This is a genomic window from Bacillus sp. FSL K6-1366, from assembly GCF_037976695.1.
Classification (GTDB): domain Bacteria; phylum Bacillota; class Bacilli; order Bacillales; family Bacillaceae; genus Bacillus; species Bacillus subtilis.
Genome location: NZ_CP150268.1, coordinates 2,872,953 through 2,897,937, shown reverse-complemented (window position 1 = coordinate 2,897,937; position 24,985 = coordinate 2,872,953). Strand labels below are relative to the sequence as shown.

Below are 24,985 nucleotides of genomic sequence, written 5' to 3'. Positions count from 1 at the left end.
CCGCCTATACAAAACATATGTTCTATCATAAACCAAATCCGTACAATTTACTACTCGCCTTTCACAGCCGCTACTGTTTTCAAAGCCCTGTCAAAATCTTCATACACAGCATTGCCTACAACGATCACGTCCGCATGCTCTCCGTACTGCTTGGCCGTTTCCGCATCCTTGATGCCGCCGCCGTAAAACAAGGTGGACGTTTCCAATACAGCCTTCGTTTTCTTGACAGCTTCTATGTCTCCAAGCACGCCGCTGTATTCTAAATAAAAAATCGGCAGTTGCAGCAGCTCCGACACACGCGCATAGGCGACAATATCATCCATATTCAGATCGGCGTCCGCTTCAGTCAGTGCCGCGGCTTTGCAATCTGGATTTGCGATGCAGTAGCCCTCCGCCACGATTTCTTCCATAGACATCAGTTCTCCGTATTCCTTCATGGCTTTCTGGTGCATTCCGACAATCCAATCCGCGTTTTTGCTGTTTAATACACTCGGAATAAAATATAAGTCAAAGCCGGGAACGATCGCTTCAATCGCTGACACCTCTAGGACACACGGCACCAAAAACCGTCTTACCTTAGACATCATCCGCAGGACATTATCCTCTGTCACACCATCACTGCCTCCGATAATGACCGCATCCGTTCCTGATTCGCAAAGAATCTCCAGCTGTTCGTCAGGCAAATCTTTATTTGGATCGAGTTTAAAGACATGCTTCCACTCTGTTACATCGTACACGTCATACGTTCCTCCATTCGTTTGTTACCATTTAAACATTATAACAAATTCACATAGCGCGGAAAAACGGAAAAAGCCGTTAATCTCGTTATTCACTGAAAAAGGTGTTTTGATTCTATTTTCATAAAAAAAGAGCTTATGGCAGTACCTGCATGGTGAGTCCTGTATCGGCAGGAGCACACATTTTTCACCAGATTCCTTCTGCTATTGTTTGGAAAGTGTTCAACTGTGGAAATGGTTACATAAAAAGGGAGGCTGAGAGATGGAAACCATCATAATAGCACTCATCGCATTTATCATAGGGATCATCGCTATCCCGATCGTCTTGTTTGCCTGGATCTACATAAAGGATGAAAAACAGCAGGAGCACTCAATTCTTCGCAACTATCCCGTCATCGGAAGGTTTCGGTATATCCTTGAAAAAATCGGGCCGGAGCTCAGACAGTATTTATACAGCAATGACAATGAGGAGCAGCCTTTTTCACGAAAGGAATATGAGCAAACCGTCATCTCCGGCAAATACAAAAGCAGAATGATGGGCTTTGGATCTGTAAGAGATTTTGATAAACCTGGCTATTATATCCGTAACGCTATGTTTCCAAAACAAAGGGAAGAAATGCACGTCAATCAAACGCCAAAAATTGAAACCCAAATCTATAAAATGGATGCTGACAATCTATTCAAACGCAAGGAGCATGCCGAACATATCAAGGCAGACCCGTATTTTCTCCATCCTGATGATGTACAGGTGATTGGCGAGCATACATGCGAGAAGCCATTTTATATGAAGGGCTTAGTCGGCCAGTCTGCCATGAGCTACGGCTCTCTTGGAGAACGGGCTGTTACGGCGCTCTCAAAAGGGCTCCACCAGGCAGGCGGAACCTGGATGAATACAGGTGAAGGAGGATTGTCTGAGTATCACTTAAAGGGCGGCGCCGATATCATTTGCCAAATCGGACCGGGCCTATTCGGCGTGCGCAAAAGAAACGGGGAATTTTCGTGGGAGGAATTTAAAAGAAAAAGCAGGATTGACCAGATTAAAGCGTTTGAGCTAAAGCTGGCACAAGGAGCGAAAACCCGGGGCGGCCATGTGGACGGCGCCAAAGTATCAGAGGAAGTGGCAGACATTCGGAATGTCGAACCTGGAAAGTCGATTGACAGCCCGAACCGCTTTTATGAATTCTCAAACCCTCCTGAAATGCTCGACTTTATTGAAAAACTTAGAGATGTCGGACAAAAGCCAGTCGGCATCAAACTGGTCGCTGGGCATCCTGAAGAATTACATGAGCTTTTCTCTTATATGCAGAAAAGCGGAAAGCATCCGGATTTTATCACGATCGACGGAAGTGAAGGCGGTACCGGAGCTTCCTTTTACGAGCTCGCGGATACAGTCGGCCTTCCGATTATGACAGCGCTGCCTATTGTTGACACGCTTCTTAAACAGTACGGCTTGCGCAGCCAGCTGAAAATCTTTGCTTCCGGAAAGCTCCTGACTCCTGATAAAATCGCGGTCGCCTTAGCCCTCGGCGCTGACTTTGTCAACATCGCACGCGGCATGATGTTTTCCGTTGGCTGCATCCGCGCTCTCGTCTGCCACACCAACACCTGTCCGGCAGGTGTGGCGACGACAGATCCGAAGCTGCAAAAAGCGCTGAGCGTTGAGGAAAAACAGCACCGTGTCTGCAACTACGTCATTTCCCTGCGGGAGGGGCTGTTTAACCTTGCAGCCGCAGCAGGGATCAATTCGCCGATTCACTTTTCCAAGGAGCATGTTGTCTATCGCAAAGAGGATGGCAGTCTCATCGATATCGACAACCTGATCCATCAATTTGTTTCATAAAGAAACCGCCCTTGCCGAACGGCAGGGCGGTTCTATGTTATTTTGAAGAAGACTCAGTTTCCGTCTCTTTCACACGGTCAAGCGCCATTTCATAAGCGTCATTTCCGTAATTTAAGCAGCGTTTCACACGGGAAATCGTAGCCGTGGAAGCGCCTGTTTCTGTTTCAATCTTATGATACGTGTTTCCTTCGCGAAGCATGCGCGCCACTTCAAGGCGCTGAGCCAGCGATTGAATTTCGTTAATTGTGCATAGATCATCGAAGAATCGGTAACATTCCTCCAGGTCTTTCAGCGATAAGATCGAGTTAAATAACTGGTCCAGCTCTTTGCCGCGTAATTTATCGATTTGCATCGTTACACACCTTCTCCTTTACTAATGGAAGCCGCATCAAGATCAGGTACGATATTGATCCAAGTCTTTCCTGGCACAAACGGAAGCCACTTGCCGTCTTTTACCGGCACAATTCTGCCATTCACTTGTTTCCAGTCTGTTTCAATGACGTTTCCGTGCTGAAACAACAGACCTTTTCCTCCTGATTCCAAGTCGATGTCCCGCCTTCCATCTTGATCAATAATATGATGGCTGGCTTCAACAATGAAAATATTTTGCATTGCAACCGGCTTTCCGGTTTCCCGGTCTGTCGTTATGACACCATCAGAGCTTCTTGTATAAAATTCAGCTTTTTTATCATAGTTGTATTCGACAAGATTTGTAACGTTATTTGTTCCATAATCTACCCGAACATTGTAAGATTCATTTGCAGGTTTTGCATCTGATGTTTGAAACAGCAGCGGATTTGTTTCCTGCTTCAGCTTATAACCCTTTTGTTCCGCCGCCTTTTTTATGTAATCATAAGACGTATAGGAATTGTGGGGCGGTTTGCTGAAATCAGCTCTCCAAAATAAGCTTCCGTCAAAATCCAATCCGTTCATATAATCGGCAGCTCCGGATTCCAGCTGCTCTTTGGCGCCGGGACTCCAGCCGTGATGGACAAATATGCTGTCAAAGCCATTGCTGAGAGTGACGAAATATTCCCGCGCGCTCCGCACAGGTCCGACAGTTTCAGGCATCTGGCTTTGGAAAATGGCCAGAAATCTTGTGATTTGCCCTTCGGCTAGCGCTTCTATGACAATGTCTGCTTTAGACAGACCCGACTGCGGCCTCGCCTTCGGGTGATTGTTCACCACAACAGCAACAGGCCGGCGTTCAGTCACCTTCTGTTCACTCTTTAGCCCCGTTAAAGGAGCTTTCAGCTTCTTTGCAGTATCCGGGACAGCATCCTTCTGCTGGCAGGATACCAGCAGAAAAAACACGAAACACAGCGCGCAAACTGTCATCCATTTTTTCATATGTCGGCTCCCTGCTCTTTTATATTTTAACGCATTATCGATGGAAAGAGTACAGTTTTTTTCATGACGTCGAAGATTCCTCTTGGCGTAATGCGTATATACGGAAGGTGCGTACTTTGTAAAAAGAGCAGCGTATAGATAGGATCGCAAAACTCATAGCCTCTTTCAGTCAAAAGATCTCTCAGCTTTTGTTCCTTCTCAAGCACGTCTTCATACGCTTCCGAAGAGGCGCAGCCGCACAGCGCAAGCGGGATTTCATGCAGAATGTTTCCGTTCTCCGCTAAAACAATTCCTCCTCCGATTTCTTTCATGCGGGCAAAAGCGAGCAGCATATCCGCTTTATTTTTTCCAATCGCGACAATGTCGCCCGTCGTCGTAAAGGAGCTTACAAATCCCTGCACGCTTGAGGCAAACCCTTTTATCATCGTATTGACGCGCCATTTCCCGTGTCTGTCGAGCATCGTCAAATAACTTTCATCATGGTCAAACGAGAGCTGTTCCATCGAATTGTCGATCTCAATCATATACGGCTCCATAATGACCGCATTCCGCATTTTCACGCCCATCGGCATAGAAAACTGCAAGTCATCCATCGTCATATCATATGAAAGCTCAAGCGGGACAAGACCGCCTTTGTGCCAGTCCGTCTTTGTAAACGCCTTCAAATCACAGCCGTCTTCACGCAGAATGGTCCCTTTTGACAGAACAGTCACGGGATTCGGATTTAACGGATCTTCCAATATGTTCAGCGATGCCAGTCTGCCCGGTCCGACAACTCCTAAATAATCATCCATTTGGTAATACTTTGCGATATTAAATGATGCCATATTGTAGGCATCGATTGCAGGTACGCCTTCTTCTAACGCGATGCGAATCAGCTCGTTTGTCATGCCGCCTTTATAGAAATTCGGGGTTGCGCCATCTGTCGTGAAAAAGAAGTGGTCATAATAGCGGAAGCCCTTCTCATGCAGCTCCTGCAAGATTTTTCTTACATCAGGGCGAATGGAAGAGTTCCGAAGGGAAACATAATAGCCCAGTTCCAGCCTTCTCATCACTTCATCACCTGTCATCGCTTCATGATCACAATCCGCTCCGAACAGCTTCATTTTTGTAAGCGTTTTATCAGAAGCGCCGGGAAAATGCCCTTCAATGCGTTTTCTCTGTTTCTTTGTAGCTTGCATACAGTGGAGCATTAAATCATCACCATCTACCAGGCGAGGCCATCCGGTCATTTCTCCGCCTTGAATCACATCCGGATGTTCAATCCACTGTTTTCTGACGTCAAATGGAAGGACGTGGTCCTCGTTCAGAACCTCGGTCTGGAGGTCATAGCGTGACCACCAAAAATACTGGACAGGCTGCTTTTTGAGTTCATTCAAAATCGTAAGCGCTTTCTTTTTTCCGCTTTGCAAAAGCAAAAATAAGTTATCATTCACGAATGTCGTTGTTCCGTATTGAGACACATATTCCGCCAGTGTTTGGGGATTATATATTTGAAAAGGATGTGCGTGCGGTTCAATATAACCTGGCACAATGTATTTTCCTTCACAATCAATCGTATGAATTTCTTCGGCTCTATTCGGAAGTTCATGACCCACATAAACAATGCGGTCCTGATAAATCCAAATGTTTTTTTTCAGCCATTGTTTTACATATGGATTTAAGACGAGAGCATTCCGTAAAAGGAGCGTTGGAAGCAGCTTTGAGTCTACAACATCAACCTGTGCCCTGATGTCTTTGTTTTTCCAGTTAAAGGTGCGTTCGGACATTCACATACTCTCCTTTACATGTATTAGACTCATGGTATCACATCCTTCCTCATCACGCACGATAAAAACGTTACAAATTTTTGAAGGTTCGATTAAAAAACTTTTTTAAGTAAAAGGAGCGGATTTCCTTGAAGCCAAACATCAGTCTCATCAATGCCGTGTTCAGAATCGCCTGCGGATTGACGATTATGTCAGCCGCCAGTGCAAAGTTTACGAAAAAACCTTGGTGCAGAATGCATCTCTTTTACATCTTTATGGGGGCCATGAAAGCGGGTTCGGGAATCTTGCGCTTCTGCCCTATGACCTACATGTTTCAACACAGCGATTCTGGAAATAACGGCCAGCATAACGGATAAATGAAAAAGCTTGATCACGAAACGTGATCAAGCTTTTTTTTATGCCCTCCCTTTGTTTTCATATAGAAATATCCTGCAGCTGCCAGCACTGCTGGATAAAGCAGTGCCCAGCCGCTGAATGAATAAATCACCGCGCACGCCACAAATGCCCCGAGCGCCATCCACCAGCCTATATCTCTCCTGCCCAGCAGTTTCAGTGCTGCCGCCATTGTACATATGTAAGATGCGATAAAAGCCGCGCTCGGCCCTTTCAACAGAGTCGTCAAATCGATTTGAAACAGGCCATGCGCCGCAAGCACTAAGCCAAACACTGCGGCCATCGCTGTCAAAACGCGAATAGGCGTACGTTTTGTCGCACTGAGTTTTCCAAAATATACAGGAATGTGCCCCTCTCTCGCCAATGCGTACACCATTCTTGAAAAACCAGCAATATTGGCATGGATGGTGGCGAATGTAATAAACAGCGCTAAACATACCGTAACATATACACCGCTTTCCCCTGCTCCTTTTGAGATGAGCATGGCAAGCGATGCAATTTCTCCATTCTCTCCATATGAATGAGTCCCCACCGTCACAAATGACAGCATGATATACAGCCCTGCCACACAAGACGCTGCCAAAAACAAGCTGAGCGGGACATCTTTTTCAGGGCGATGAAATTCCTCAGCCAACGGGGTAATCATTTCCCAGCCTACAAAAGAGAAAAAAATCATGACAGAAACAGATCCCGCGGCAGACCAGCCATGCGGAAGAAACGGTTTGAATTCTGCTATCGTGACGTGTGGCAATGACACAGCAATAGAAGTGACAAGCAGAAATACGATGACACAAATAACGAGTGTACTGATGTTTGCGGATAGTTGAATGCCTCTCATATGAAGCAAAATAGATATAGCCAGCATGCAACCAGCAATCGATGTAACCTGCCAATCCGCCGCCTCTGTGACGTAACTGACGTAATGCGCGCCAGTCAAAGCGATGATGGGAACGCCGATCGGAACGGACCCTAACATGATCCAGCCCAAAATAGCCCCGGCTTTTTTCTGAAAGGCCAGCTGCACATAAGCCGTGATTCCTCCCGCGCTGGGCGCGATTTTCACAAGCCGGGCCAGCGTGCCGACAAGAAGAAAAGATAAAAAAGACATGAATACCCAGACAAATAAAGAAGCCGGACCGGCCGTGTCCGCGGTGACAGACGGCAGAATTAATATCCCGCAGCCTAAAACCGCCCCAATCGTTAACGCCGTCCCTTGTATCCAAGTGATCGAACGCTGCAATTCTGGCAACATGATGCCTCCTCTCCCATTGATGGCTTTATTATAGAAAAAATAAGACGGCATCCATATGCTACAATGAAGGTAAATCAACAGCATTACCTTACGATCAAAGGAATTTTCATTCATTCGCCTAAATATGTAAAGGAGCCAGACAAATGGACGATACAGACCTTCAGATTCTCTCGCATTTGCAGCGAAATGGCAGATTAACGATGGTTGAGCTGGGAAAGCTTGTCGGACTCAGTTCGCCAAGCGCGGCGGAGCGTGTCAGGAAGCTTGAAGACAAAGGAGTGATTACCGGGTACAGCGCGAATATCTGTTATGAAAAACTAAACAAGCATGTCACCGCTTTTATTCTCATGGAGCCAAAAAGCTGTAAGCACTACGCCGCCTTTGCAACATCGCATCCTGATGTAGCAGAAAACCACCGCATCACGGGTATGTACAGCTATGTGACAAAGGTCGTGACTGAATCGGTACATACGCTTGAGGATTTTATTGACGCCTCGATGGCCCATGGAAAACCAACCACGCTCGTTGTCCTTTCTTCTTCCAGCTGCCATCCCGCTTTTTGATAACAAAAAACCCGCAGCTATTCTGCGGGTTTTCCTCACTTATTTTTGGGCAGCCTTTAAAGCGCGTGCCCCAATGTCTTTTCTGAAAAAGAGTCCCGGTTTGAAAATTTCATCAACCGCTTTGTACACTCGGTCTCTAGCCGCTTCAAACGTTTCATCAAAAGCCGTCACATTGGCGACGCGCCCCCCGTTTGTAACGAACTCTCCACCTTCTGCTTTCGTTCCGGCATGGAAGACCACGACCTGCTCAGTTTCTGCTGCAAGGCTGCCGATCGGCGTGCCTTTTGCATAGCTTTCCGGATACCCTTCTGATGCAAGCACAACACTCACTGCCGCGGTATCCTTCCATCTTAAGTCAACTTCCTTATCATCTAAAAGATCAAGAAGCACCTGTACCAGATCAGATTCCATGCGCGGAAGCACGACCTGTGTTTCCGGATCGCCGAAACGGGCATTAAATTCAATGACCTTCGAGCCGTTTTCAGTAAGCATCAATCCAGCGTACAAAACGCCAGTGAAGGAACGGCCTTCTTGTACCATTGCTTTTGCGGCCGGCTTAACGATCGTTTCTACAGCATGGCGGACCGTTTCTTCCGAAATTTGCGGAACTGGAGAGTAAGCGCCCATTCCGCCCGTATTCGGGCCTTTGTCTCCGTCAAACGCACGCTTGTGATCCTGGGCAATCACCATTGGATACACCTTTTCCCCTTTGACAAAGGCCATCAGAGAAAATTCTTCACCAGAAAGATATTCTTCAATGACAACGGACGCGCTCGCATCACCGAACTTTTCATCTTCAAGAAAGTCATGCAGACACGCAATTGCTTCTTCCTCTGTCATAGCCACAGTAACGCCTTTTCCAGCTGCAAGTCCATCTGCTTTTATCACAATCGGAGCACCTTTTTCCTGCACATATGCCTTCGCCTCTTCAAAGGATGTAAACGTGTCGTATTCTGCGGTCGGAATGTCGTATTTCTTCATTAAATCCTTAGCGAACTGTTTGCTTCCTTCGATGATCGCCGCGGCTTTTGACGGGCCGAACACGCGCAGACCCGCTTTTTCGAATTCATCCACCAGGCCTTCAATTAAAGGAACCTCAGGGCCGACAATGGTTAGGCCGACCTGGTTTTCTTTTGCAAACGAGACAAGCCCTGCGTGGTCGCTTTCCTCAATGTTTACAAGCTGTGCGGAAGCTTTCATGCCGTCATTTCCAGGAGCTGCAAATACATTCTCGACGAGGCTGCTTTGCGCTGCCTTCCACGCCAGCGTATGCTCTCTTCCGCCTTTACCGATAATTAATACATTCACGTCGTTTTCATCCCCTTAATGTTTGAAGTGTCTGATGCCGGTGAATACCATGGCAATGCCGTATTCATCCGCTTTTTTGATGGAATCCTCGTCACGCACAGATCCCCCCGGCTGAATGATAGCCGTAACGCCCGCTTTTGCTGCTTCTTCAACAGTATCCGGCATTGGGAAAAATGCATCAGATCCGAGCGCGCTGCCTTTCGCTTTTTCCCCTGCTTGCTCGATTGCGATTTTTGCCGATCCGACGCGGTTCATTTGGCCTGCTCCCACGCCGACTGTCATGTTGTCCTTCGCGAGAACAATCGCATTTGATTTCACATGCTTCACGACTTTCCAAGCAAGCTTCAAGTCTTCCCACTCTTGCTCGTTCGGCTCTCTTTTTGTCGGAATGCTAATCTCAGCATCATCAAAGCCGTGCATATCTAAATCTTGAATCAATAGCCCGCCTTGAACGGATGTCAGCTGTTTTTCCTTTTGAACAGCAGCAGATACGTCAAGCGTCAGCAGGCGGAGATTTTTCTTCGCAGTCAGGACGTCGAGCGCTTCTTGGCTGAATGAAGGCGCAATGATGATTTCTAAGAAAATGTTATGAAGCGCTTCGGCAGTTGTCTTGTCCACTTCACGGTTCAACGCGATAATGCCGCCAAAGATAGATGTTTTATCCGCTTCAAACGCTCTGTCAAACGCTTCGGCGATCGTTTTTCCTGTTCCCACGCCGCACGGGTTCATATGCTTCACGGCAACCGCAGCCGGTTCAGTGAATTCACGAACGATTTGAACTGCCGCATCCGCGTCTTTAATGTTGTTGTAAGAAAGCTCTTTTCCGTGAAGCTGTTCTGCTTGCGCAATGGAGCCTTTGACAGGAAGAGCTGTTTGATAGAAAGTTGCTTCCTGATGCGGGTTTTCTCCATAGCGAAGCGATTGTTTTTTCTCAAATGTCACAGTGAATTGCTCTGGTTCTTTTTCACCGACAACATTTGTCAGATAGTCAGCGATCAGTGCATCATATGCCGCAGTATGACGGAATACCTTTGCCGCGAGCTCGCGTTTTTTCTGAAGAGATACGCTGCCTTCTTCTTTGATTTGATTCAGCACTGGGCTGTAATCGGCCGGATCGACGATAACCGTGACATCCTGATGGTTCTTTGATGCCGCACGCAGCATGCCAGGTCCGCCGATGTCGATATTTTCGATCGCTTCTTCATATGTGACGTCTTCCTTAGAAATCGTTTCTTTAAATGGATAGAGGTTGACGACAACGAGGTCAATCGGCTGAATCCCGTGTTCATTGATCTGCGCCATATGCTCTTCATTGCCGCGAACCGCCAGAAGGCCGCCGTGAATATTCGGGTGAAGGGTTTTTAACCGGCCGTCCATAATTTCAGGGAAGCCTGTCACTTCCGAAATTCCGATCACATCCACACCGTTTTCTTGAAGAAGCTTTTTCGTTCCGCCTGTGGAGATGACTTCAACGCCAAGCTCTGTCAGTTCTTTTACGAAAGGAACGAGATTTGTTTTATCTGAAACACTGATTAACGCACGTTTAATGGTCATGCCTTTTCACCTCTGTTATTTAATCCTAATAGCTGTTTAATCACACTCGGATACCATTTATGCTCAAGCTTGTGAATCCGCTGTTCGATTGTTTCCAATGTATCATGTTCATCAATTTCGATTGCCTTTTGAGCGATGATCGGACCTGTATCCATTCCTTCATCGACATAATGCACGGTGATTCCGGCCACCTTCACACCCGCCCGGAACGCCTGTCCGACTGCGTCGATTCCAGGAAACGCCGGAAGAAGCGACGGGTGAATGTTAATGATTTTTCCTCCATATGCTTGAAGGAGCGTATCACCGATCAGCCTCATATAGCCGGCAAGAACAATCAATTCAACCTCGTGAAGACGAAGCTGTTCAATGATGGCTTGTTCAAATGCAGCCTTGTTTTCATAAGACTTCGGCTCAAATGCAAAGGAAGGAATATGGAATGCTTCCGCCCGTTCGATGACTTTCGCCTGCGGTTTGTCGCAAACGAGGAGCGCTGCTGACGCATCCCAGTTCTCCTCCTTCAAACGCGTGACGATGGCTTCGAAGTTTGAACCGTTTCCTGATGCAAATACCGCAAACTTTTTCATGAAAGTGCCGCACCGCCGAATGTGACGCCTTCACCTTTTTTCACACGCCCGATTAAATAGGCTTTTTCGCCATGGCTTTCAAGCGTTCCGATCACATCTGTCAGATGCTCTTCTTTGACAGCCAAAACAAAACCAATACCCATATTAAAGACGTTGAACATGTCTTCTTCCTTTAGCTGGCCGTACTCTTGCAAGAAAGAGAAAATCGGCGGGATCGGCCATGAGCCATGATCAATTTCCGCACTTAAGCCTTCCGGAAGCATACGCGGAATATTTTCAATAAATCCTCCGCCTGTCACGTGCGCCATGCCGTCGATTTTTCCGCTTTTGACCGCGGCAAGCACAGGCTTCACGTAAATCCTTGTCGGTTCAAGCAATTCCTCGCCAAGCGGGCGTTCAAACGGCTCATATGTTGTATCAAGGTCCAGCTCCGCATCATCCAGAAGCACTTTTCTGACAAGGGAAAAGCCATTGCTGTGAAGGCCGCTGGAGCTGAGGCCGATCAACAGATGGCCCTCTTCGATGTTTTCTCCAGTCACGATTTCGTCCTTTTCTGCCACTCCGACTGAGAAACCGGCAATATCGTATTCATCAGCTGTATAGAGTCCTGGCATTTCAGCCGTTTCACCGCCGACTAAGGCTGAACCTGACTGCTCACAGCCTTCCGCAACACCTTGTACAATCTGTTCAATTTTCACTGGGTCCGCTTTGCCGACCGCTAAATAATCGAGGAAAAACAGCGGCTCTGCACCTTGTGCCAGCACGTCATTGACACACATTGCAACAGCATCCACGCCAATCGTGTCATGCTTATCCATGGAAAAAGCGAGCTTTAATTTTGTGCCGACACCGTCCGTTCCCGAAATGAGAACTGGTTTTTGATAAGAAAGCTCAGACAGGTCAAACATGCCGCCAAAACCGCCAAGGCTGCCCATAACGCCAAGTCGTTTCGTGCGCTCCACGTGTTTTTTCATTCGTTTTACAGCTTCATATCCGGCTTCGATGTCAACTCCTGCGTTTTTATATGCTTCAGACATCCTATTCACTCCTTTAAGGCGCTTTTCAAAATATCTCCCCGAACGAGGGCAGAAAGAGAAAGGCAGCCGAACTGCGCTGCCTTTATGTCATTTTTCAAGTTTTATTTGGTTAATACTGCTTCTTTTACGTGAGGAAGCACTGTATCCTGGTAAATTTCAGTCGGATATTTTCCTGTAAAGCAAGCGAGACACTGTCCGCAATTCGAGTCATCGTATTTTCTGCCGATGCCTTTCAGCAGCCCTTCCACACTCAAAAATGAGAGGGTATCGGCTCCGATTTCCTGACGGATTTCTTCAACAGAATGCGAAGACGCGATTAATTCTTCATGTGTGGAAGTATCAATGCCGTAAAAGCACGGATGAGCGATCGGCGGTGAACTGATTTTCACATGCACCTCTGTCGCACCCGCTTCTCTAAGCATCGTGACAATCCGGCGGCTAGTTGTTCCGCGTACGATAGAGTCATCCACCATCACGACGCGTTTGCCTTCTACAACCCCGCGCACCGCAGACAGCTTCATTCTGACGCCTTGCTCACGCAGAGCCTGGGACGGCTGAATAAACGTTCTGCCGACATAGCGGTTTTTGATTAAACCGAGCTCATACGGAATGCCTGTTGCCTCTGCATAGCCGATCGCCGCTGAAATACTGGAATCCGGAACCCCGGTTACGACGTCAGCTTCAACTGCGGATTCCTGAGCCAGCATTTTTCCAAGGTTTTTACGGGCACTGTGTACGTTAATACCGTCAATATTGCTGTCTGGTCTGGAGAAATAAATGTACTCCATGCTGCAAATGGAACGGTTGATATTCATGGAAAAACGCTCTGATTTCATGCCTTCATCATTAATGATCAGCATTTCTCCCGGCTCTACCTCGCGAAGGTACGTTGCGCCGACGACGTCAAATGCGCATGTTTCTGATGCGACCACATAAGCGTCGCCCATCATGCCGATGGATAGCGGTCTCAGCCCGTTTGGATCAAGTGCGACAATCATTTCTGTTTCGGTCATGATCAGGAACGCGTAGGCGCCTTTCAGCATAGAAAGCGAGTTTTTAATTTGATCCTTCAGCGTGAAGTGTCCGCTTCTTTTGATCAGGTGAGCCAAAACCTCTGTATCCGAAGAGGTTTGAAAGATGCTCCCTTGATTTTCAAGCTGCTGCTTCAGCTGAGTGGCATTGACAAGATTTCCGTTATGAGCAAGCGCCAGGCTGCCGTTGTTTTGGGAACGGAAGAGGAGCGGCTGAACATTTTCGTATCCGCCGCCTCCAGCCGTTGCGTACCGAACGTGCCCGATAGCGCCTTTTCCCTTTACTTTGCTGAGCTCGCCATTTTGAAATACTTCAGTGATCAGCCCTTGGCCTTTGTGAGCCGTCAGCTTTTCACCGTCAGTCGCTACGATGCCCGCACCCTCCTGTCCTCGGTGCTGAAGGCTGTGGAGACCGTAATACGTGATCTGCGGGGCTTCTTCATGTCCCCAAATCCCAAAAACGCCGCATTCTTCATTTAAGCCTTTGATTTCAGCAAGCATGGGATAGCTCCTTTCCATACGCGTTCAAGCTCTTTCGTTTGCGCATGAATCATTTGTTGTCCATCTTGGCTTTGAATCACCAGAATTCCGTCAGCTGTTACCTCACCAATATGAACCGCATCTTTGACAGTTGCTTCAAACGCTTCTTGGTGTTCTTTTTTCACTGAAACGACGAAGCGGGATTGAGATTCAGAGAATAATAATGCCGCTCCCCCTTCTACAGTCACATTAGCGCCAAGGTTTTCCGTCGTCATGACACTTTCCGCAATCGCTACGCCTAAGCCGCCTTCAGACACATCATGCGCAGATTGAACGAAGCTTTTTTTAATCGCGTCAAGCAGTGCTTTTTGACGAGACAGCTCTACATCAAGATCGATTTGCGGCGCTTTGCCGTAAATACGGCCTTCTGTCATTTTTTGCAGCTCGCTTCCCGCAAACTCTGGTTTTGTTTCGCCGATCACGTATACGAGATCTCCTGCTTGTTTGAAATGCTGTGTTGTAATGTGCGCTGTATCTTCAATTAGGCCGACCATGCCGATAACTGGTGTCGGATAGATCGCCGTGCCGTTTGATTCGTTATAAAGCGATACGTTACCGCCGATAACCGGAGTGCTGAGAACATTGCACGCTTCGCTTATGCCGTCTGCCGCTTTTTCGATCTGCCAGAAGATTTCCGGCTTCTCCGGGTTTCCGAAGTTAAGGTTATCTGTGACCGCAAGCGGTTCTGCGCCTGAGCAAATGATGTTGCGCGCTGCTTCAGCGACAGCAATTTTCCCTCCGACTTCAGGATCAAGATAGAGATAACGCGCGTTACAGTCTGTCGTCATCGCCAGCGCCTTTTTCGTTCCGCGGATTCTGAGAACACCAGCATCAGACCCAGGAGCGACAACTGTATTCGTGCGCACCATGTAGTCATACTGATCATACACCCACTCTTTACTCGCAATCGTCGGCTGCTGAAGAAGGGCCTTCAGCGTTTCATTCGCATCTTCAATTTGCGGAGCCTGAACGTCCGTTTCCAAAAACTCGCGATAGTAAGCAGGCTCTTGAGAAGGCTTATGGTAAACCGGTGCTTCTTCTGCCAAGGCATCAACAGGCAGCTCGCACACAACCTCTCCTTTGTGTGTCAGGCGAAGCATTTTATCATCTGTCACATGTCCGACAGAAACCGCTTCAAGATCGTACTTGTCAAAAATATCGATGATTTCCTGCTCACGTCCGCGCTCAATAACCAAAAGCATCCGTTCTTGTGATTCAGAAAGCATCATTTCATACGCGGTCATGCCTGTTTCGCGCTGAGGAATCAGGTCAAGGTTCATTTCAATGCCAGAACCGGCTTTACTTGCCATTTCTGCACTTGAGCTTGTTAAACCGGCAGCTCCCATATCCTGAATGCCGACTAAGGCGTCGCATTGGATGACTTCCAGACATGCTTCAAGCAAAAGCTTCTCCATAAACGGATCGCCGACTTGGACAGCAGAACGCTTTTCTTCAGACGAGTCTGACATTTCTTCAGAAGCAAACGTAGCGCCGTGGATGCCGTCACGCCCAGTTTTCGCTCCTACGTACATTACTGTGTTGCCGACACCTTTTGCCTGGCCTTTTTTGATGTCTTCATGATTGATTAAACCGACGCACATTGCGTTGACGAGCGGATTTCCTTCATAGCTGCTGTCAAACTGCACTTCTCCGCCGACTGTCGGGATGCCGATACAGTTGCCGTATCCGGCGATACCCGCTACTACTTCTTCAAACAAGTACTTCACGCGTGGTGAAGTCAGTTCACCAAATCGAAGAGAGTTCAATACAGCGATTGGGCGTGCACCCATTGAAAATACGTCACGGATAATTCCGCCTACGCCAGTCGCAGCGCCTTGGTAAGGCTCGAGAGCTGATGGGTGGTTATGTGATTCAATTTTGAACACAACCGCTTGGTTATCACCGATATCCACGATTCCGGCGCCTTCCCCCGGCCCCTGCAGCACACGCTCGCCGCTTGTCGGGAATTTACGCAGAATCGGCTTTGAGTTTTTATAGCTGCAATGCTCAGACCACATGACAGAAAAAATTCCGATTTCTGTGTAGTTCGGCAATCTTCCAAGAATGGATTCTATCAATGCAAACTCATCATCACTGACACCCATTTGCTGATACAGTTTCTCTTCTTTTATTTGTTCTTTACTTGGTTCAAGCAGTAGTGACATGAGTTTCCCTCCAATTTTTCACGATAGACTGGAACAATTTAAGACCGTCGGCGCTTCCAAGCAGTTCATCGACCGCGCGCTCAGGGTGAGGCATCATGCCTAATACATTGCCTTTCTCATTCACGACACCGGCAATGTCGCTGACACTTCCATTAATATTAGAGCCGTATGTGAAAGCAATTTGATTGTTTTCCTTTAATGAAGCAAGCGTCTCGTCATCACAGTAGAAATTCCCTTCACCGTGGGCAACCGGGATTGTAATCGGTTGTCCCTTTTCGTAGGAAGCTGTGAATAAGGTTTCGTCGTTCTGAACAATTAATTCAACCGGACGGCAAATGAACTTCAAATCTTTGTTGCGTCTCATTGCACCTGGCAGAAGGCCAAGCTCCTGTAAAATCTGGAATCCGTTGCAGACGCCAAGAACAGGTTTTCCTTCAGCCGCTGCTTGTTTGACAGCTGGCATAATATTCGCAAATCGGGCGATGGCGCCGCATCTTAAGTAATCGCCGTAAGAAAACCCTCCCGGAATTAACACGCCGTCGAAGCCGTCAAGACTTGTTTCCTCATGCCAGACGTATTCCACTTCATGGCCGAGCTCATCCTTTACAGCATGATACATATCGATATCACAGTTGGAGCCGGGTAACACAATCACCGCAAATTTCACTGTGCGACTACCTCCTCAACCTCGTATCTGTAATCTTCAATCACTGTGTTTGCAAGAAGTTTTTCGCACATTTCTTTCACTAGCACGTCAAGATCACGGTCAGATTTTTCAATGGTAAGCTCCATGTATTTCCCGATGCGCACATCTTGAACTTCGTTGTAAGTCATACTGTGCAAGGCATGCTGGACAGCGCTCCCTTGTGGATCTAGTACACTTTCTTTTAAGCTGACATAAACTTTTACTTTATACATGATGAATGCCTCCCAGTCTTTTGAAAATCTCTTCGTATGCGTCGGTTAAGCTTCCCAGATTGCGTCTGAATAAATCTTTGTCCAGCTTTTCGTTCGTTTCTTTATCCCACAAGCGGCATGTGTCAGGAGAAATTTCATCCGCCAAAAGCACTTGCCCTTCTGCATCTAGACCGAATTCAAGCTTGAAATCTATTAATCTGACATGACAATCGTCGAAAATGCTTTGAAGCTCCTCATTTACTGTTTTTGTAATGGACTTAATGGTTTCTACCTGCTCAGGAGTCGCCGCTTTTAAGAGCCAAATATGATCTTCTGTGATGAGCGGATCACCCAGCGCGTCATCCTTGTAGTAAAACTCGATAATCGGCTGCTCAAGCTCCGTGCCTTCTGGAATGCCGAGACGTTTGGACATGCTTCCTGCCACAACATTTCTGACCACGACTTCAAGCGGCACAATCGTTACCTTTTTAATGAGCTGTTCCGTTTCCGAAATGCGCTCGATAAAATGATTGTTAATGCCCTTTGCATGAAGGTGTTTGAAAATTAAGCTTGAAATCTCGTTATTTAAGCGCCCTTTCCCGCTGATTTCTGCTTTTTTCTCGCCGTTAAAGGCAGTGGCGGAGTCTTTATACACGACATACAGCGTGTTTTCGTCATCGGTTTTGTAGATCTTTTTTGCTTTTCCTTCGTATAAAAGTTCATTCTTCACAATATTCACGGAAGGCCTCCTAACCCGAATGTTGGGAATTTTCAAACTGCGGCGGCTTAGAAGAAGCCGCTAAAAGCTTCTTCTATGCTAAACCTAAACGTTCAAAGATCAGATCAACATTTTTCAGATGGTAATTGTAATCAAAGCAGTCAGCAATTTTTTCCGGAGAAAGGCGTGACGTGATTTTCTCTTCCGCTTCCACAAGCTCGCGGAACGGCACTTGTTTTTCCCACGCTTCCATTGCTTTCGGCTGAACTGTATCATAGGCTTCTTCACGTGTAAGGCCTGTGTCAATCAAAGCAAGCAGCACACGCTGAGAATAGATAAGGCCGAGAGTGCGGTCCATGTTGCGCTTCATGTTTTCCGGGAAGACCGTTAAATTCTTCACGATGTTGGAGAAGCGGTTCAGCATGTAGTTCAGCGCAATTGTCGCATCCGGAAGAATAATCCGTTCTGCTGAAGAATGAGAAATATCGCGCTCATGCCATAATGGAACATTTTCGTAAGCTGTCATCATGTAGCCGCGGATCACGCGCGCCATGCCTGTCATGTTTTCAGAGCCAATCGGATTTCGTTTATGCGGCATTGCAGATGAACCCTTTTGCCCTTTCGCGAAAAATTCCTCAACTTCACGTGTTTCACTCTTTTGCAAACCGCGGATTTCCACAGCGAATTTCTCAATGCTTGTCGCGATCAAAGCAAGTGTTGCCATATAGTCAGCATGGCGGTCACGCTGAAGGGTTTGAGTGGAAATTGGTGCTGCTTTCAATCCGAGCTTCTCACAGACATATTGCTCAACAAATGGATCAATGTTCGCATATGTGCCGACAGCGCCGGAAATCTTTCCAACCTCAATGCCTGCTTTCGCTTGTTTAAAGCGCTCAAGATTACGTTTCATTTCTTCATGCCAAAGCGCAAGTTTTAAGCCGAAAGTTGTAGGCTCAGCGTGTACGCCGTGCGTGCGCCCCATCATGACTGTGTATTTATGTTCTTTCGCTTTTTCTTTTATAATGTCAACAAATCTCTCAAGATCCTTGAGCAAAATATCGTTTGCCTGTTTTAATAAGTAGGAAAGAGCCGTATCAACAACGTCAGTTGACGTTAATCCGTAGTGCACCCACTTTCTTTCTTCGCCCAGTGATTCGGAAACGGCGCGTGTAAAAGCGACAACGTCATGGCGCGTGTCCTTTTCAATTTCTAAAATGCGGTTGATGTCAAATGACGCGTTCTCACGCATAACCTTTACATCTTCTTTCGGAATGACGCCAAGCTCCGCCCACGCTTCACAGGCAAGAATCTCTACCTCCAGCCATGCTTGAAATCTGTTTTCATCCGTCCAAATCGCGGACATTTCAGGTCTTGAATAACGTTCGATCATTCTGCTTGTCCTCCGTCTCTATTCATCCATTTATTTGTGATCTCCTGAATCCATTCGTCTTCAGGCTGCTTCATAAATGTAATATGCCCCATTTTGCGGCCTTTTTTGATTTTATGTTTTCCGTATATATATAGCTTTGCCTCTTTTAAAAGCTCCGGGTCTTCCTCAACAAGCTTCACTTCATCGCCGAGAAGATTCACCATCATGCCCGGCTTCAGCAAATCTGTCTTCCCAAGCGGAAGCCCGCATACCGCTCTGATATGCTGCTCAAACTGGCTCGTCTCACAAAGGTCCAGCGTATAATGCCCAGAATTGTGCGGTCTTGGCGCCAGTTCATTGACCAAAAGCTCTCCGTCCTCTGTCAGGAACATCTCAACAGCAAGCGGTCCGACAAGGTTAAGCTCATCTGCAAGCTTAACTGCGAGATCAGCAGCCTTCTGCTGAATCCCTTTCTCTACCCGTGCGGGCACGATGCTTTGGAAAAGAATATTGTTGTGGTGAATGTTTTCAGCTGTCGGAAATGTTGAAATTTCACCGTTTACCGATCTGACGACGATCACCGACAGTTCCATTTTAAAAGAAACCCAGCTTTCAAGAATGCAAGTTCCGTGTTCTAACAGAGCGGCTGCCTGCTCCATTTGCGCCTCTTCTTTTATCACAAATTGACCTTTGCCGTCGTACCCGCCGCGACATGTCTTCAGAACTGCCGGAAGCCTGAGCTCCTGTACCGCCTGTTTCAGTTCATTCTTTGTTTTGACGATGCTGTACGGTGCGACTTCACAGCCCGCGGATTGAATTGCTTTTTTCTCTGTTTCACGGTTTTGGGTAATGAGCAGCAGCTCACTTCCTTGCGGGAGATACGCATGATCTTTTAGCCAATGCAGCGCATCATAGTCGATGTTTTCAAACTCATATGTGATGATATCGCTGATTTCAGCCAATTTTCGAATCGCTTCACGGTCATTATAATGAGCGGTAATTTCGACATCCGCAACCTGCCCGCACGGCGAATCTTTCACCGGATCAACGACCGCGACTTTATACCCCATTTGTTTGGCGGACACAGCCATCATTTTCCCAAGCTGGCCGCCGCCGATAATGCCGATTACAGCTCCCGGATAGATGATTTGTTTAGACAAGCTGATCACTGCTTTCTAACACTGTCTGTTTTGTATTTTCTCTTCTCTCATCCAGCTTACGGGCAAGGTCTTCGTCAAATGCTGACAAAATTTGCGCCGCTAACAGGCCTGCGTTCACAGCACCCGCTTTGCCGATGGATGTTGTCGCAACAGGCACGCCTCCAGGCATTTGGACGATGGAAAGAAGTGAATCCATTCCGTTCAGCGCCTTGGACTGAACCGGAACTCCAATGACTGGCAGTGTTGTTTTCGCAGCCGTCATCCCTGGCAGATGCGCTGCTCCTCCGGCACCGGCAATAATCACCTTGATGCCTCTTTCTCTAGCAGTTTCAGCATATTCAAACATGAAATCAGGCGTCCGGTGAGCGGAAACGACCTTTTTTTCGTACGGAACATTGAGTTCGTCAAGTATGTCGCATGCGTGTTTCATTGTCTCCCAATCGGAAGTGCTTCCCATGATGATTCCTACTAGCGGCTGCATTCTGTTCCCCACCTTCTAATGCTTTTGTTTTCAGAAAATAAAAAATACCCGCTCTGCATTGCACTTATGAGGAAGCAATACAAACCGGGCATGGTACATGTATCGTCAGTCGTTCGCTTCTGCGATATATCCATGTCAGTTTTATCGATCACTTTCCTGCATAGTCCGGCAATTTACGGTTGCCGGGTAGAAACTTATGGGCCATATTCCCAAGATTATATGAGGTCGTGTTTTGATTTCATGTTTATCTTAACAACGGACATGGATAATGTCAACGATATTATCGAACGATACAAAAATTCATTCTACTAATGTTCGTGTTTTAGATCAATTTCCCTTCAAATACGATTTTTTTCCCGCACGGAACGATCTGAATTGACCCATTTTCCTTTTTTTCCATAAAAATAGGCTCTTCCATTCGCCTTACAGGCAGATATCCTTCTTCTTTCATTTGCTGAAGCACCGCATCAATCGTTTGCTGCTCTGTCACTTCAAACTTTTTCTTCTTCGGCTTTGCCATTATTCTTTAATTCTCCTCTTCTTCACCGCTTTGACCCAGAAGCCGCCGTGGATTGTTTTTGGTTCGTACGCAATAATAAAGGCTTTTGAATCAAGTGTTTTAATCGTATCATATAGCTGGAGTTCATATTTTCTCGGCGTCAGGATCTGAAGGGCTGTGCGGTCGCCTTCAAGCCCGCCTGCCACCCAGTTTGTCACGCCGTAGCCTTTTTCACGGAGCTGCTTCGGAAGATCAAGATCGAGCTCCTTCGTAATCACATTGACCATAATATAGCCAAGCGCCAATTTTTCTTCTATTTTCATGCCGACAATTACGCCAAGACCGTAACCGAGCGCGTACGCGATCACATTTTGAATCTGGTCTAAGTTATCGAGCACCAGACTCAGTCCTGTCACATAAACCAGTATTTCAATCGTACTGATGCCGGCCGCTAAATAACGCTGTCCTTTCAGCGTTAAAATCATTCTTATCGTAAAAAATGACACATAGACAATATTAATAATGAGAATTATGAGAACCATGGCTATCCCATTTGATAAGATGGTTTGCATCATTTTATTCATCCCCCTACTCTTCAGCTTGCACAAAGCATTCATATTCTACTAGAGAAATGAGCCGTTTACAATCAGCTTCGCCCGTAAGCTTAAGCAAAATATTTCGACATGCTTTTATGAGTTGAACAGTAGTAGTTTACCCTCTTTCTCGCCTTTTCAAAATCAAAACAAAAAAGCCCGCTTTTCAGCAGACTCACCTCTTTATATCTATTGTCAGATCTCTTTTTTCATTTTCTGAAGGGACTTGTATTCTTTCTCAAGCTCACTCAGCGTGTAGTCCGCAAGCTGTTCCCCTCTTCCTTGATAAAATTCCGAGAGCAGTAATTTGGTTTTTAAAAATTGCTTCTTTTGGTTAATTGCTCGGCGAAGCACATCAGCCATGTCCATCATCCTCCTTAAACATAAAGGTTTTTGCGCTGGACGTTTTCAGCATTTTCCCCATCATACACGGGTTAATCCTACAAATCAACTATGTTTTTTAGATATATTTGTAAAAAGTGTGACATAAAAAAACCGGCTGCTTTGAGCCGGTTTTTTCATTAAAGCGGAATCAGCGATGCCGTGAAATATTCAGAAATAAATGGCCAAGTCACTGCCGTAAACAGCAGCGCTATCGCAACCACAGCCAATACACAATAGATATAATCAATCGGTGCATCTTCTGCCGCCTGGTACACACGCTGTACATACAGCGCGATGATAAAAAAGATGGAAAACAAGATCAGCACCGTAAACAGTACTGTCAGCATTGGGATATTTACAATCGCAAAGATCAGCCAAAGGATTGAAACAGCAATTACGGGTACAAGCAATGAACCCAATACGGCAGCCGCTTCTCTGAACGTCACCTTCTGCTTCATCATATAGCGGGAGACAGCCCATATAGCAAAGACCATTACCGCGAAAAAGATCAGCAAATACACAAGAACAACTAAAAACCCGTCATAGAAAGCATGATGGCGTTCTCCGAAACCGAGCGGCCGATTCCAGCTTGCCTTTAACTGAAACCAATTCCCAATTGAAAAAATGATACTGAATATAAGCATTGAAATCAGACCGTACTTATAATGAGAAAAACCATCCGTTACGACAGTTTTCGCCGGAGATTTTAAAATCGAGAACGCAAAACCGCAATATCTGTTGATGGCTGCCCAAACAGACGCAAGCTTGTCTTTAACAGTTGATTCACCGCGTTCCTGGCGCGGTTTCTGCTTTTGTTTTTGCTTCTGCTTGCTTTGCCGGCTCGCCTTTCTGGACATTCTCGATAGCGGTTCTTCATCTGCATCTATTCTTTCACTCTGGTTAATTTCTTCTTCAAACGTTTCTTTTCTTTCTTCCGTCATGTCAGCAACTCCTATCAAAAAAATACGGCGGAATACCATTCAGCAAGAAAATAAAACACTTATATAAGGTACCGAAGCCTTCCTGAACAGTCAAGTCATTTCCATTTAAGTAAAGCAAGGCGGCACATCTACATGACGGTATATCGTATGAAATGGTTTTATCTTTTGCAACAAAAAAACCAGCTGCCGGTGCAGCTGGTTTTTCATTCCTTATTTTAAGAAGATAAAGTACAGGATAAATACGACAAACAGCCCGTACATGATTGGATGAACCTCTTTTGCTTTTCCTTTGCACACCATCGTAATCGGATAGAAAATAAATCCGATGGCAATACCAGTCGCGATGCTGTACGTTAACGGCATCATGATCATGGTAAGGAAAGCAGGAACGGCCACTTCGAACTTATCCCAAGCGATTTTGCCAAGCGGCGCCACCATCAATGCACCAACGATAATAAGCGCCGGCGCTGTTACATTTGACGTAACGACTGATAGGAGCGGAGAGAAAAACGTAGCCAGTAAAAAGAGAATCCCTGTTACAATTGCGGCAAATCCTGAACGGGCACCCGCAGCGACACCTGAGCTTGATTCCACGTAAGAAGTTGTTGTAGACGTACCAAGCACGGCACCGATCACAATAGAAGATGAATCAGCTAAAAGCGCACGGCCTGCACGCGGCAATTTGTTTTCCTTCATTAAACCAGCTTGTGTCGCCACAGCAACAAGTGTACCAGCTGTATCAAAAAATCCGACAAATAAGAATGTTAAAATAACGATCAGCATTTGTACGGAGAAAATATCCGGGAGGTGAATCCACGCTTGTCCGAAAGTCGGCGCAAGGCTCGGCACACTGCCGACAATTTGAGTCGGAACCGGAACCAAACCGAAAATCATGCCGGCAACCGCTGTTAACAGCATCCCGATAAACACGCCTGCGTTCACGCGAAGCACCATTAAAATAACCGTGACAATCACACCGAAAATCGTTAACAGCACAGGGCCGCTGTGAATGTTTCCGATCGTGACGAGCGTAGAAGGATTTGCAGTAATGATTCCTGAGCCTTGCAAACCAACGAATGTAATAAACAGGCCGATCCCCGCACCGACTGCCAATTTCAGCTCAGGCGGAATGGCGTTGATGATTTTTTCACGAAAACCTGTTAAAGAAAGAGCAACGAAAATAAGACCTGAAATAAAAACACCAGACAAAGCTGCCTGCCATGAAATACCCATACCAAGGACAACAGAAAACGCAAAAAACGCGTTCAGCCCCATACCCGGCGCGATGGCAATCGGATATCTCGCTATTAATCCCATTAAGATACAGCCTGCTGCAGACGCCAGCGCTGTCGCCGTAAAGACCGCACCCTGGTCAATTCTCAGCGCCTCCGGAAAATCTTTCACGCTCTCCAAAGCAAGCGTAATCGGATTGACGAACAGAATATATGCCATAGATAAAAAAGTCGTTAATCCGCCAATGATTTCATTGCGATAGCTGGTGCCCAGCTCATCAAACTGAAAAAACGTTTTCAAGCTATTTGACTCCCTTCACTCTTTGCTATTTATTCTGTCCTGAAAACGCCAAATAAAAAACGTCCCAATACATTTTGGGACGCTTGACTACAGACGGATTTCAGTTTGAATAAATAAACGTGTTTTATTTATATCAAACGAAAGAAATGTTTACGTAGTCAAGCCATTTACGGTAGCTTGGTAGAGACTTGCGAGCCATATTCCCGCGATTATACGAATTCATCTTATTTGATTTCTGTGTCTATTGTACCAAGTTCATTTTGAAAAAACAATACAAAAAGCGAACA

At 46.5% G+C, this 24,985-nt stretch carries 25 protein-coding genes and 2 riboswitches; of the genes, 3 read left to right on the top strand and 22 right to left on the bottom strand.

Annotated elements, in window-relative coordinates; genetic code table 11:
- Positions 1-50: 50 nt before the first annotated feature.
- Complete coding sequence (locus tag MHI44_RS15190; protein ID WP_339202318.1) at positions 51-737, bottom strand: heptaprenylglyceryl phosphate synthase; 687 nt, start codon at positions 735-737, stop codon at positions 51-53.
- A 262-nt stretch (positions 738-999) separates the two neighbouring features.
- Here MHI44_RS15190 and MHI44_RS15185 point away from each other — a divergent pair, with 262 nt between their 5' ends.
- Positions 1,000-2,577 (top strand): FMN-binding glutamate synthase family protein, encoded by a 1,578-nt coding sequence (locus tag MHI44_RS15185; RefSeq protein ID WP_327847463.1) that lies wholly within the window; start codon positions 1,000-1,002, stop codon positions 2,575-2,577.
- Positions 2,578-2,614: 37 nt separating this feature from the next.
- Here the strand turns inward: MHI44_RS15185 and MHI44_RS15180 are convergent, their stop codons facing one another.
- Genes MHI44_RS15180 through MHI44_RS15170 form a run of 3 tightly spaced genes read right to left on the bottom strand, consistent with a single transcriptional unit; the run spans position 2,615 to position 5,696 of the window.
- A complete protein-coding gene (locus MHI44_RS15180; RefSeq protein ID WP_003219429.1) occupies positions 2,615-2,929 on the bottom strand; it encodes a YerC/YecD family TrpR-related protein in 315 nt (104 codons plus the stop codon).
- 2 nt (positions 2,930-2,931) lie between these two features.
- Positions 2,932-3,927, bottom strand: a complete 996-nt coding sequence (locus MHI44_RS15175) for a DUF3048 domain-containing protein (RefSeq protein ID WP_129092303.1) — start codon at positions 3,925-3,927, stop codon at positions 2,932-2,934.
- A 26-nt stretch (positions 3,928-3,953) separates the two neighbouring features.
- On the bottom strand, positions 3,954-5,696 hold the full coding sequence (locus tag MHI44_RS15170; protein WP_032726723.1) for an adenine deaminase: 1,743 nt from the start codon (positions 5,694-5,696) through the stop codon (positions 3,954-3,956).
- Positions 5,697-5,824: 128 nt separating this feature from the next.
- On the opposite strand from MHI44_RS15170, the gene MHI44_RS15165 reads away from it, so the two are divergent.
- On the top strand, positions 5,825-6,052 hold the full coding sequence (locus tag MHI44_RS15165) for a DUF2892 domain-containing protein (protein ID WP_032726724.1): 228 nt from the start codon (positions 5,825-5,827) through the stop codon (positions 6,050-6,052).
- A 14-nt stretch (positions 6,053-6,066) separates the two neighbouring features.
- On the opposite strand, the gene MHI44_RS15160 is transcribed toward MHI44_RS15165, so the two are convergent.
- A complete protein-coding gene (locus MHI44_RS15160) occupies positions 6,067-7,341 on the bottom strand; it encodes an amino acid permease (protein WP_327847464.1) in 1,275 nt (424 codons plus the stop codon).
- A 143-nt stretch (positions 7,342-7,484) separates the two neighbouring features.
- Here MHI44_RS15160 and MHI44_RS15155 point away from each other — a divergent pair, with 143 nt between their 5' ends.
- Entirely contained in the window at positions 7,485-7,904 is a 420-nt protein-coding gene (locus tag MHI44_RS15155; RefSeq protein WP_015252648.1) for an Lrp/AsnC family transcriptional regulator, read from the top strand.
- Between the two features lie 39 nt (positions 7,905-7,943).
- On the opposite strand, the gene purD is transcribed toward MHI44_RS15155, so the two are convergent.
- From purD to pbuG, 17 genes are all read right to left on the bottom strand, one after another.
- On the bottom strand, positions 7,944-9,212 hold the full coding sequence (gene purD / locus MHI44_RS15150; protein ID WP_339202314.1) for a phosphoribosylamine--glycine ligase: 1,269 nt from the start codon (positions 9,210-9,212) through the stop codon (positions 7,944-7,946).
- A 15-nt stretch (positions 9,213-9,227) separates the two neighbouring features.
- The gene (gene purH, locus MHI44_RS15145; RefSeq protein ID WP_003233940.1) at positions 9,228-10,766 is read right to left on the bottom strand and encodes a bifunctional phosphoribosylaminoimidazolecarboxamide formyltransferase/IMP cyclohydrolase; all 1,539 of its coding nucleotides are present in this window, start codon (positions 10,764-10,766) and stop codon (positions 9,228-9,230) included.
- Entirely contained in the window at positions 10,763-11,350 is a 588-nt protein-coding gene (purN, locus tag MHI44_RS15140; protein ID WP_015252651.1) for a phosphoribosylglycinamide formyltransferase, read from the bottom strand. Before purN ends, purH begins: the two co-directional genes overlap by 4 nt.
- The gene (gene purM, locus MHI44_RS15135; RefSeq protein ID WP_021481302.1) at positions 11,347-12,387 is read right to left on the bottom strand and encodes a phosphoribosylformylglycinamidine cyclo-ligase; all 1,041 of its coding nucleotides are present in this window, start codon (positions 12,385-12,387) and stop codon (positions 11,347-11,349) included. The genes purN and purM overlap by 4 nt, the downstream gene beginning before the upstream one ends.
- Positions 12,388-12,488: 101 nt before the next feature.
- Positions 12,489-13,919 carry an amidophosphoribosyltransferase gene (gene purF / locus MHI44_RS15130; protein WP_003233947.1) on the bottom strand — a complete coding sequence of 477 codons (1,431 nt, stop codon included), beginning with the start codon at positions 13,917-13,919 and terminating at the stop codon, positions 12,489-12,491.
- On the bottom strand, positions 13,895-16,123 hold the full coding sequence (purL, locus tag MHI44_RS15125; protein ID WP_339202311.1) for a phosphoribosylformylglycinamidine synthase subunit PurL: 2,229 nt from the start codon (positions 16,121-16,123) through the stop codon (positions 13,895-13,897). Before purL ends, purF begins: the two co-directional genes overlap by 25 nt.
- Positions 16,107-16,790 (bottom strand): phosphoribosylformylglycinamidine synthase subunit PurQ, encoded by a 684-nt coding sequence (gene purQ / locus MHI44_RS15120; RefSeq protein WP_339202310.1) that lies wholly within the window; start codon positions 16,788-16,790, stop codon positions 16,107-16,109. Before purQ ends, purL begins: the two co-directional genes overlap by 17 nt.
- Positions 16,787-17,041 carry a phosphoribosylformylglycinamidine synthase subunit PurS gene (gene purS, locus MHI44_RS15115; protein WP_003219409.1) on the bottom strand — a complete coding sequence of 85 codons (255 nt, stop codon included), beginning with the start codon at positions 17,039-17,041 and terminating at the stop codon, positions 16,787-16,789. The genes purQ and purS overlap by 4 nt, the downstream gene beginning before the upstream one ends.
- Positions 17,034-17,759 carry a phosphoribosylaminoimidazolesuccinocarboxamide synthase gene (gene purC, locus MHI44_RS15110; protein ID WP_041337795.1) on the bottom strand — a complete coding sequence of 242 codons (726 nt, stop codon included), beginning with the start codon at positions 17,757-17,759 and terminating at the stop codon, positions 17,034-17,036. Before purC ends, purS begins: the two co-directional genes overlap by 8 nt.
- A 73-nt stretch (positions 17,760-17,832) precedes the next feature.
- Positions 17,833-19,128: an adenylosuccinate lyase gene (gene purB, locus MHI44_RS15105; RefSeq protein ID WP_003233955.1), complete on the bottom strand. Its 1,296-nt coding sequence runs from the start codon at positions 19,126-19,128 to the stop codon at positions 17,833-17,835.
- Complete coding sequence (gene purK, locus MHI44_RS15100; RefSeq protein WP_221777168.1) at positions 19,125-20,267, bottom strand: 5-(carboxyamino)imidazole ribonucleotide synthase; 1,143 nt, start codon at positions 20,265-20,267, stop codon at positions 19,125-19,127. The genes purB and purK overlap by 4 nt, the downstream gene beginning before the upstream one ends.
- Entirely contained in the window at positions 20,260-20,748 is a 489-nt protein-coding gene (gene purE / locus MHI44_RS15095; RefSeq protein ID WP_003244134.1) for a 5-(carboxyamino)imidazole ribonucleotide mutase, read from the bottom strand. Before purE ends, purK begins: the two co-directional genes overlap by 8 nt.
- Positions 20,749-20,889: 141 nt before the next feature.
- Positions 20,890-20,991, bottom strand: a riboswitch (purine riboswitch).
- Positions 20,992-21,070: 79 nt separating this feature from the next.
- Complete coding sequence (locus MHI44_RS15090; protein ID WP_003219403.1) at positions 21,071-21,268, bottom strand: NETI motif-containing protein; 198 nt, start codon at positions 21,266-21,268, stop codon at positions 21,071-21,073.
- Entirely contained in the window at positions 21,268-21,822 is a 555-nt protein-coding gene (locus MHI44_RS15085) for a DUF5698 domain-containing protein (RefSeq protein ID WP_015482896.1), read from the bottom strand. Before MHI44_RS15085 ends, MHI44_RS15090 begins: the two co-directional genes overlap by 1 nt.
- A 213-nt stretch (positions 21,823-22,035) precedes the next feature.
- Entirely contained in the window at positions 22,036-22,203 is a 168-nt protein-coding gene (locus tag MHI44_RS15080; protein ID WP_003244066.1) for a Fur-regulated basic protein FbpA, read from the bottom strand.
- Positions 22,204-22,361: 158 nt separating this feature from the next.
- On the bottom strand, positions 22,362-23,165 hold the full coding sequence (locus MHI44_RS15075) for a hypothetical protein (RefSeq protein ID WP_144459068.1): 804 nt from the start codon (positions 23,163-23,165) through the stop codon (positions 22,362-22,364).
- A gap of 210 nt (positions 23,166-23,375) precedes the next feature.
- Positions 23,376-24,698, bottom strand: a complete 1,323-nt coding sequence (gene pbuG / locus MHI44_RS15070) for a hypoxanthine/guanine permease PbuG (protein ID WP_021481311.1) — start codon at positions 24,696-24,698, stop codon at positions 23,376-23,378.
- 135 nt (positions 24,699-24,833) lie between these two features.
- Positions 24,834-24,935, bottom strand: a riboswitch (purine riboswitch).
- Positions 24,936-24,985 lie beyond the last annotated feature (50 nt).